Consider the following 10115-nt stretch of genomic DNA (forward strand, 5'->3'; position numbering starts at 1 on the left):
GCAACGCCAATACAGAACAAGGTTACAACGGACTTTCAATTTGAAGTTGTTCGTAAATTTCAATGATTGTTAGCATTAAACAAGAACGAACGAGTTTTTCTTTGCGTTGCACCTTAATTTGATAACACAACGAATTCGGCATATCTTCCTTTTCATCCGGAAAATGCAGCAAAGCGTTTTCGGTCGCCACATGGAGCTGTCGGATAAAATCAATAATCAGTTGATCGAAAAAAAGGTAATCTTTTTCATCATTACTTAATTTTTCTTTTAACTTAATAAAAGCATACATATCCTCAAAAACAGCGTGAGTAATGACACCTAACCCCAAAAGCACCTTTAAGCGAACCGATAAATCAAATAAAGGTCCGCCGGTCATAAACAAAGAATCAACAACCGATTTGACCGCAAAATCCGTTTTGCGAAAAACGCGCTGAATAAGTTGATCGACCGCTTCGTCAAAAATAGCCACCGAAGCAGTAATGAAACCGCGAATTGAAGTGGCTTCATTGAGTTTTTCATAAATTTGGTCGGACGATAACACAAACTATTCCTATCAGAATAAATCCCTTTCAAGCGCATTCCGAGGGATTTTTATCGAATTAATTAATAAAATCTTGATAGATTTTTGCAATTTGCTCAATTACATCATGATCTTGTAATTCGGTATATTTTTTCAATGTTGAAACCACGCCGCTTTCAGCCAACGATTGTTGAAGCTCAATGGCTTGAGGATCCTTTTCATTGCGATATAAAAGCGCGGTCGAAATTGCACGAAGTAATTGTTTATTTGGCAACCCATATTCCAATGTCCCGCGCAACGGTTTGATAAGGCGATCATTATAACCCAGTTTACGCAATGGTTCACGCCCAACACGATCCACATCATCCACCAAATACGGATTAGCAAAACGTTTTAAAATCTTTTCGATATAAGCCGCATGCGCTTGCGGATCGAAACCATAACGCTTAATTAATACCGCGCCGCTTTCTTGCATCACCGATTTAACAAAGGCTTTAACTTGCGGATCATCAATACTTTCTTTGACAAATTGATACCCTTTATATTTACCATAATACGCGGTTACCGCATGACCGGTATTCAGCGTAAATAATTTACGTTCCACAAACGCCATCAAATTATCGGTTTGTTCCATACCTTCAATTGCGGGAATTTCGCCTTTGAATTGGGTTTTATCCACGATCCATTCGCTAAATTCTTCCACCGTAACCAGCAATGGATCCGTTTCATCCGGTTTTACCGGCGGCACAATACGATCAACGGCACTATCCACAAAGCCGATTACATTTTCCACTTGATCGCTAACCGCCGGATTTAAATGAGTAAATACTTGCTCTTTTAAGAAAGTCGTTCCACGCACCATATTTTCACAAGCAATAATGTTTAATGGTTTGCTGTTACCGTTTGTCAAACGCGCTTCTAAGGCTTTTGCAAGCGTATTTGCGATAATTTTTAACACGTTTGGACCAACCGCTGTAGTCACTAAATCCACTTCATTAAATAACGCAATAATCGCCGCTTCGTCAGTTGAATTCACCGCGGATACCTTGTTCACTTGTTCAACCGTATTCAGGCTATCGCCCACGATTTTCACGCCATAAGTGCGGTGAGTTTTAAGCAAATTTACCACGCTTTCGTTCACGTCCGCGAAAATCACCTCAATATTGCTGTCTGCCAATAATTTCCCGATAAAACCGCGCCCAATATTGCCCGCGCCGAAATGTAATGCTTTCATTGAAATTTTCTCCGATATTATATTAGGGGTAAATAAAATTTGCCCTTACGCTTTATGCCTTCAATAGTTCCAATACGTTATTTACATCCTGCGTTGACGTCAGCAACGCTATTGCTTCTTCGCTATCTAACGCATTTGTAATGGCAGTGAGTACCTGTATATGTTCATTATTACGCGCCGCAATACCAATCACCAATTTTGCAATGCCATCTTCTTCGTTGCTAAAACGTACCCCTTTCGGATATTGGCAAACCACGATACCGGTTTTCAAAATCGCCTCTTTCGCATCTATAGTGCCATGTGGCACTGCCACGCCTTCCCCTAAATACGTCGATACCAGTTTTTCACGCTCCAACATAGCATCCACATAACTTGGCTGCACAAAGCCCGCTTTCACCAATTGCTCACCGGCAAAACGGATAGCCTCAAACTTATCATTTGCCGCTAAACCTAAGAAAATTTGCTCGGGTGTCAAGCGAAATGTTACGTCATTTCCTGCCATTTCCCTTTCTTTTGGCGCGGTTATTCGCGCTTTTTCAGCAACCTGTGCGCTTAAATCCTTCACTAAGCGGTCATAGAATGTGTTATCTAAAAAGTTCGTTAATGATAAATGCACCGCATTGGGCACATGTTTTTTCGCACGTAAGGTTAAATCTTGATGCGTAATCACTAAACGCGCCTCTCTCGGCAAATTGTTAATAGCACAGTTAGTCACTTCAATGGAAAGCCCCGCCTCATTGACTTTTTTACGCAACATACTCGCGCCCATTGCGCTAGACCCCATACCAGCATCACAGGCAACAAAAATAGTATTCATTCCTTGATAATCTGCCACACCATGATGATCTGCCATTTCGCCGGATTTCATTGCGTTTGATGCGGCTTGTGCGGCTGCCAATTTATCCGCACCCTCTTCTTTTTGTAATTTCACAAAGAATGACGCAACGACGAAAGACACTGCACAAGCCGCCGCAACAGAGGCAATCACGCCCAAAAATGACGCTTTAGGTGTCATGGCTAAGACCGCAATGATCGAACCCGGCGACGCCGGCGCTTGTAAACCGGCGTTGAATAGCACCAAGGTAAACACACCGGTGGCGCCGCCGGCGATAACCGCAAGGATTAAACGCGGGTTCATTAACACATACGGGAAATAAATTTCGTGAATACCGCCGAAGAAATGGATAATCGCCGCACCGCCTGACGTTTGTTTTACCGAACCTTTGCCAAATAACATATAAGCCAGCAACACGCCTAAACCGGGACCAGGGTTAGCTTCAATTAAGAAGAATACAGATTGACCAAATTCTTGCGCTTGTTGAATTCCAAGCGGCGAGAAAATCCCGTGATTGATGGCATTGTTTAAAAATAAGATTTTTGCCGGTTCCACAAAAATGGACGTCAACGGCAACAACCCCGCATTAACTAACACATCCACCCCCGCGGCTAACCAACCGGAAACCGCTTTCATCGCAGGACCGACCACCCAGAAAAACACAATAGCTAAAATCATCCCGATAATTCCGGATGAGAAGTTATTGACTAACATCTCAAAACCGCTTTTGATTTTACCCTCTGCCCATTTATCAAAATGTTTAATCGCCCAACCGCCGCTAGGACCCGCGATCATGGCACCTAAAAACATAGGAATATCCGTCCCCACAATCACGCCCGCGGTAGTAATCGCGCCCACCACCGCGCCACGCTCGCCACCGACCAATTTACCGCCGGTATAACCAATCAATAACGGCAGCAAATAAGTAATCATAGGACCGACAAGTTTTCCTAATGTTTCATTCGGAAACCAACCTGTCGGAATAAAAAGGGCGGTAATAAATCCCCAAGCAATAAATGCCCCAATATTCGGCATCACCATATTTGACAAAAATCGCCCAAAACTTTGAATTTTCAATTTTGTATTTGCTGACAGCATATAAACCTCGTTGAAGAAGTGATTAGTATTTATGCAGGAAAATAACATAGTCAACATCAAATTTAAAATTTTTAAAGTTAAATTTGTGATATGTATCACAATATATTTTCATTCGCCTACATCAATAAATGTGATGTAAATCAAAAAAATACAATAATATGTTAAAAAATGTGATCTATATCACAAAAACAAGCCATAAGCTAACATCATTTTTCTCACGTCGCCATAGTAAAATCTGTGCCAAAACAGCAAAAAATATCCAAAACAGAAAAGTCTTGTTCTATAATGCCGCCATGAAGAAAATAGGCTTAAGACTAACCGCACTTTTGCACTATCCGCTTATAGAACCCTAGTCAAACGATAATTAACTTATGAAACTCAATCCCCAACAACAACAAGCTGTCGAATATGTGCAGGGACCTTGTTTAGTCCTTGCCGGCGCAGGCTCGGGCAAAACCCGCGTGATCATCAATAAAATCGCCTATTTAATTGAAAAGTGCGGTTATTTTCCAAAACAAATTGCTGCCGTCACCTTTACCAATAAAGCCGCACGCGAGATGAAAGAGCGGGTAGCCCATTCCATTGGTAAAGAACAAAGCCGCGGGTTAACCGTTTCCACCTTCCATACCCTAGGATTTGATATTATCAAACAGGAATATCAACATTTAGGTTTTAAACGCCATTTGACCCTATTTGATGAACATGACCAATTTGCCCTACTGAAAGAATTGACCTCTGACTTGTTGCAAGAAGATAAAGCATTATTGCGCGATCTGGCTGCCATGATTTCCAATTGGAAAAATGATCTGGTAATGCCGCACCATGCCACCGCTATAGCAAAAGATCCCAAACAACGCACTTTCGCCTCTTGTTACGAGCGTTACGCCAAACAAATTCGCGCCTACAACGCCTTGGATTTTGACGATTTGATTATGTTGCCGACCTTGTTATTTAAACAAAACGCCGAAGTGCGGTCGAAATGGCAAGCGAAAATTCGCTATTTATTAGTGGACGAATATCAAGATACCAACACCAGCCAATATGAATTAATTAAATTATTGGTCGGCGAACGCGCCTGTTTCACCGTGGTGGGGGATGATGATCAATCGATTTATTCATGGCGCGGCGCAAGACCGCAGAATATGGTGCGTTTAAAAAATGATTTTCCGTCACTGCAAGTGATGAAATTGGAGCAAAATTATCGTTCGACGCAACGTATTTTACATTGTGCCAATATTTTAATTGCCAATAATGATCATGTGTTTGATAAAAAATTATTTTCCACCTTGGATCAAGGAGAAAAATTATTAGTCATTGAAGCCCAAAATGAGGAGCATGAGGCGGAGCGTGTTGTCGGAGAACTGATTGCTCATCGTTTTAGTCGCAAAACTCGTTATCAAGATTATGCTATTTTATATCGCGGCAATCACCAATCCCGTTTGTTGGAAAAAGTCTTGATGCAAAACCGTATTCCCTATCGCATCTCCGGAGGAACCTCATTTTTCGCCCGCGTGGAAATTAAGGACATGATGGCGTATTTGCGCCTATTGGTTAACCAAGATGACGACGCAGCATTTTTGCGCATTGTCAATACGCCGAAGCGAGAAATCGGCGCTGCAACCTTGGAAAAATTGGGTGCCTTGGCGCAAGAAAAACATATTAGTTTATTTGAGGCGATTTTCGATTTTGAATTAATACAACGGGTTACGCCGAAAGCCTACAATGCGTTACAAGATTTTGCCCGTTGGATTGTGGAGTTACATGATGAAAGCCTGCGTTCGGAACCGGAAAATGCCGTTCGTCGAATGTTGGCACAATTGCATTATGAAGAATATTTGTACGAACAAGCCGCCAGCCCCAAAATGGCGGAATTTCAAAGCAAAAACGTCGCAACCTTGTTCAGCTGGGTTGCCGAGATGCTCAAAGGGGATGAATTTAATGAGCCAATGACTTTAAATCAGGTCGTTACGCGTTTGACCTTGCGCGATATGTTGGAACGCAACGAAGACGACGAAGCAAGCGATCAAGTACAACTAATGACCTTACACGCCTCAAAAGGATTGGAATTCCCCCATGTCTTTTTGATCGGCATGGAAGAAAATATTTTACCCCACCAAACCAGCATTGATGAAGACAACATAGAAGAAGAACGTCGTTTAGCTTACGTGGGCATTACGCGCGCACAAAAAAGTTTGGTCTTTTCCTTGTGCAAAGCGCGGCGACAATTTGGCGAGAGTTATTGCCCCCAACCCAGCCGTTTCTTAGACGAATTACCGCCGGACGATCTGTTATGGGAAAAAGATAAACCGCCATTAACCGAACAAGAACAGCAGCAAAAAACCAAAAATCATATTGCCAATTTACGCGCTATTTTACGCGGTTAGGTGATTTCCAACGGATTTTGTAGATAATTCACGCAAACGACCTAATTTTTCAAAAAAAGAGTTTGACTTATTGCAGGGCAATCCGTATTATACCGCCCACAAACCGATTGCGGTGAGATGGCCGAGAGGCTGAAGGCGCACCCCTGCTAAGGGTGTATATGGGAAACTGTATCGAGGGTTCGAATCCCTCTCTCACCGCCATTTACTCAGGGCACCCGTAGCTCAGCTGGATAGAGTACTCGGCTACGAACCGAGCGGTCAGAGGTTCGAATCCTCTCGGGTGCGCCATTTTATTGAACTCTACAATAAAATTAGCATGATTAAAATGAAAGGTTATTTCAAAACGCACCCGTAGCTCAGCTGGATAGAGTACTCGGCTACGAACCGAGCGGTCAGAGGTTCGAATCCTCTCGGGTGCGCCATTTCAATACCTATTCTAATTGAATTTACCCGCTTTCTAAATGATATATTTACAACAAATTTGTTAGGACGCCCCAAATGCAATCAACAAAATACAACGCCTTGCATATAATCGATCTTGTGATCTTAGCCGCGATCTTTTTTTATTCGCCGATTATCACCTCTTTTCATTATTTTATAGAGCTCCAACAAGCCGGGCTTGCCGCGCCGGAAAATCTGGAATTTAGCGAAGCCGATAATTATTCATCCATTGGCATGGAACTGCTTTCATTAGGGGTGGCATGGCTTTATCTCATGTTGCGTAAATTTCAATTTGCCCAACTTCCTTTCTCGTTTAACAAAAATACGCTCCCCCTCACCCTTGCCTTAATCTTATTCACGGGCGCCATTTGCCATCTTTTCGCCAATACCTTCTCGCCAGAAATACTCACAGAACCAACGATTACCGACAGCACATTGATGGAAAACGCCACGCCTGCGCAGACGGAAAGTGAAAACCTCTGGGATTATTTTTCCTTATCCCTGATATTATTTGCTTTGCTAAACGGGTTTTATGAAGAAATCTTTTTCCTTGGGCTCGTCTTCTGCGTCGAAAAAAAATGGCTCCCTTTCGCGCTAATTTTCGCCCTTATCGTACGCTTTGCTTTCCATACCTATCAAGGGCTATTTTCTGCCACTGTTGTATTCCTTTTCGGCGTATTGCTCATGCTATTACGCTTTAAAATTCGCAATGTAGTCCCGTTTATGCTGGCGCACAGTTTTTTTGACGTATTTGGTTTAGGGCTTCCTCTATGGTTATTTACCACATTTAACTAATTGGCATCGGCAAAAACTCGTTACAATGCTATTACTATCTCAAGCGCGTTGCCTCCTTTCAATTAGCTTGAAAGTTCAGCGATCAAACTGCGAAAGTCCATTTTTATTCGCTAAAACAACGCGCCCCCTCAAATATCTCAAATTTTACCAAAAGCACAAAATTATGCTTTTTTTGTGGAGAGATATTGGATATACTGGCTCCCCAAAATTTGTGCGGATTACTCGCCAATATTTAAATACCCAACAATTAACTAACAATATTTACAACATATTAATAAAGGAACTTAATATGAATAAAATTTTCAAATGCAAGTACGACGTAACTTCCGGGGTAACCAAAGTGGTGTCGGAACTCGCGACTAATCAACAACTTGCATCACAAACTACCCGTTCTACCCCCCCCTCCACGGCTGATTTCCCGTTTCCTTTCCGATTTACCCTGTTAGCGTTAAGTATATGCATAGCAAACGAGGCTTTTGCTGATCAAAATATTTATAGTTGGACTAATGGACAATTTAAAATTGGTGAGTGGGATAAATGTGCCGGAGATAACTCCGTTCAATTATCTAATAACTGGAATAATTGCAGTAACAGCGATTATGTTGCCATAGGTAAAAGCGCAACTGTAGGTACTAATTCACTAAAAAGTGATGAAAAAAACGGCATGGTTGCGATTGGTTACGGTAGTAATGCATTAGGAGCTAAAGCGATTGCGCTAGGTTTGTCAGCAAAAACAAAAGCAGGCGCCGGGCAAGCGATTGCTATCGGGAATAATGCGGGGGCAAATAGTCAGTCGGTAGCATTAGGTGCTGATGTATTTGCTAACGGTAAATCCTCTATTGCTATCGGTAATGATGATATTGATGACCCAAAGTTTGATGACAAACTTCCGCAACAGAGCATAAATACTATTTTTAGGGAGCTTATGAATGACTCTTATTATTTTTCTAATGGTGAATTTCAAAAAAATATTTAACAGGTTATAATAATGCCGACAATAGAAAATTTAGCCCAACCTACGCTGCTGGAACAGGTGCGATTGCAATTGGTTCTCGAACAGTCGCAGTCGGTAATTTATCTACTTCTGTTGGGGCGTTGTCCTTTGCTTTATCTGATTATTCTACAACCTTAGGTATGCGTGCGTTTGTCGATAAAAGTGCAACCGGTGGTGTTGCGGTCGGTCAGGAGTCACGGGTATTTGCTGCTAACTCCCTCGCTATTGGTAATTTTAACGAAGCAACCAGCAAGGGCTCTATGGCGTACGGTTATAACGCTCGGGCAGTAGGAGAACATACAATTGCGATTGGTAGTATGGTAGGTGCTGGGGCTAAATTTGATTTAGATATAGGAGAAAAATGGCTTAAGTTATATAAAGATTTTAATAAAAATCAAGAAAATTTAGACGACATTGAAGAATTTAATAATCAAGCTACTACCATTCTAAAAAATGGGGGCGAGCATGAAACTATGCCTTTATACTATCAAAATGACATTATTCTCACCATTGGCGGAAAAAATATCAAAAAAACAGAACTTCACGGTGAAACTGGCAATGGCAAAAACGCGATTGTTATTGGGGGGCGTTCTTTTGCATTGTGGGAAAACAGTTTAGCGTTGGGGTATTCGGCGTTGGCGGATGCGTCTAACGGGTTTGCAATTGGGTCTTATGCTTATGCGGGGAACCGCGCGACAAACGCGATGGCGATTGGGGTGCGTTCCTATGCCGAAGGGGCAAATAGTATTGCATTAGGCTATCGTGCTAGAGTGCAGGATGAGAGTAATGGCAATATTGCTGGGAAATCTAACCAAAACAAAGACCACTACAAGGGCACAAACTCCCTTGCCTTGGGGATTGAGTCTCTTGCCTATTTAAATAACTCCGTGGCGTTGGGACATCAATCCAAAACTGATTATTTATATAACGATTTATTGCACGAACCCTACACCCCGAAAGGTTCTATCACCATCCCGACCAGCGGTCAATCGGGCGTGATTTCCGTGGGTTATAAAGGGCATGAGCGTCGCGTGGTTAACGTCGCGTCAGGCTATTTAGACACCGATGCCGCCAACGTGGGGCAATTAAAATCATTAGAGGAACGCGTTAACTTACTCACCTCCGACGGTGCCGGCTTCAACACGCCATACCTCGCCGTCGACCAAACCTCCACAAACAGCGAAGCCAAACGCATCACCGACGGTCAAAAAGCAGTGCAAAACTACGAGCGCTATGTGGAACTGGCAAAACAATACGCTACCCTCCTAAACCGTAAGGCGAATGGGAAAGAAACATTTAATGAACAATCATTAAATGCGATTGAAACGGAGGTAAATAAATTAGGTTCAACTAATAAAATCAAAGAGACTGCAACTGCAATTACTAACCTTATTCAAGAGCTTAAAGGACAAAACGCAGTAGCTAACTCAAGTAAATCCGAAGCAGAGTTAAAAAAACAACTGGATGAATGGCAAGAAAAAATTACCAAGGCAGTTGAAACTGATAACACTGCGGAAAATAAAAAGAAACTTACTAACTTAACAGAAGAGGAAATTAAGCTGTCTAACTTTAAAGGCAACCGAGCAGAGGGTAAAGATTCCATTGCTATTGGCTTTAAAGCGAATACGGAAACCGTTGCTGAACACGCAATCGCTATCGGTTATAACGCACAAGCTAAAGCGGCAGGCGCTGTGGCGATTGGTGATAGTGCAGTTGTAGAAGAAAACGCCGGCGATTCCGTCGCGTTAGGCAAAAACTCAAAAGCAGAGGCGAAAAAGACCGCACTTTCTAGCGCAGACATCCCATCAGGAAAT

Annotated in this window: 6 protein-coding genes, 3 tRNA genes and 1 pseudogene; 7 read left to right on the forward strand and 3 right to left on the reverse strand. The window is 42.3% G+C overall.

Annotation, left to right across the window (positions count from 1 at the left end; all coding sequences use genetic code 11):
- Positions 1-22: 22 nt before the first annotated feature.
- From CFY87_RS03330 to CFY87_RS03340, 3 genes are read right to left on the reverse strand one after another with little or no spacing between them, the layout of a single operon-like run.
- On the reverse strand, positions 23-541 hold the full coding sequence (locus CFY87_RS03330) for an MltR family transcriptional regulator (RefSeq protein ID WP_094945865.1): 519 nt from the start codon (positions 539-541) through the stop codon (positions 23-25).
- Between the two features lie 58 nt (positions 542-599).
- Complete coding sequence (locus CFY87_RS03335; RefSeq protein ID WP_094945866.1) at positions 600-1754, reverse strand: mannitol-1-phosphate 5-dehydrogenase; 1155 nt, start codon at positions 1752-1754, stop codon at positions 600-602.
- 52 nt (positions 1755-1806) lie between these two features.
- Positions 1807-3687 (reverse strand): PTS mannitol transporter subunit IICBA, encoded by a 1881-nt coding sequence (locus tag CFY87_RS03340; protein ID WP_094945867.1) that lies wholly within the window; start codon positions 3685-3687, stop codon positions 1807-1809.
- Positions 3688-4058: 371 nt separating this feature from the next.
- Here CFY87_RS03340 and rep point away from each other — a divergent pair, with 371 nt between their 5' ends.
- The 7 genes and pseudogenes from rep to CFY87_RS03375 all read left to right on the forward strand — a co-directional run.
- On the forward strand, positions 4059-6071 hold the full coding sequence (gene rep / locus CFY87_RS03345; RefSeq protein ID WP_094945868.1) for a DNA helicase Rep: 2013 nt from the start codon (positions 4059-4061) through the stop codon (positions 6069-6071).
- Positions 6072-6182: 111 nt separating this feature from the next.
- A tRNA-Ser gene (locus tag CFY87_RS03350) sits at positions 6183-6272 on the forward strand.
- Positions 6273-6282: 10 nt separating this feature from the next.
- Positions 6283-6359: transfer RNA gene (locus tag CFY87_RS03355), tRNA-Arg, on the forward strand.
- Positions 6360-6416: 57 nt separating this feature from the next.
- Positions 6417-6493: transfer RNA gene (locus CFY87_RS03360), tRNA-Arg, on the forward strand.
- Between the two features lie 76 nt (positions 6494-6569).
- Complete coding sequence (locus tag CFY87_RS03365) at positions 6570-7307, forward strand: CPBP family intramembrane glutamic endopeptidase (protein WP_094945869.1); 738 nt, start codon at positions 6570-6572, stop codon at positions 7305-7307.
- Between the two features lie 289 nt (positions 7308-7596).
- Positions 7597-8283 carry an ESPR-type extended signal peptide-containing protein gene (locus CFY87_RS03370; protein WP_094945870.1) on the forward strand — a complete coding sequence of 229 codons (687 nt, stop codon included), beginning with the start codon at positions 7597-7599 and terminating at the stop codon, positions 8281-8283.
- A gap of 119 nt (positions 8284-8402) precedes the next feature.
- Positions 8403-10115: pseudogene (locus CFY87_RS03375) on the forward strand (hypothetical protein); the annotation flags it as partial.

Source organism: Actinobacillus seminis, assembly GCF_002263215.1.
GTDB lineage: Bacteria > Pseudomonadota > Gammaproteobacteria > Enterobacterales > Pasteurellaceae > Actinobacillus_B > Actinobacillus_B seminis.

Excerpts from the sequence above, each read along its gene's own strand:
- CFY87_RS03335 (WP_094945866.1), bottom strand. The coding sequence starts at position 1,754 with ATGAAAGCATTACATTTCGGCGCGGGCAATATTGGGCGCGGTTTTATC.
- CFY87_RS03365 (WP_094945869.1), top strand. The coding sequence starts at position 6,570 with ATGCAATCAACAAAATACAACGCCTTGCATATAATCGATCTTGTGATC.
- rep (WP_094945868.1), top strand. The coding sequence starts at position 4,059 with ATGAAACTCAATCCCCAACAACAACAAGCTGTCGAATATGTGCAGGGA.
- CFY87_RS03340 (WP_094945867.1), bottom strand. The coding sequence starts at position 3,687 with ATGCTGTCAGCAAATACAAAATTGAAAATTCAAAGTTTTGGGCGATTT.
- CFY87_RS03370 (WP_094945870.1), top strand. The coding sequence starts at position 7,597 with ATGAATAAAATTTTCAAATGCAAGTACGACGTAACTTCCGGGGTAACC.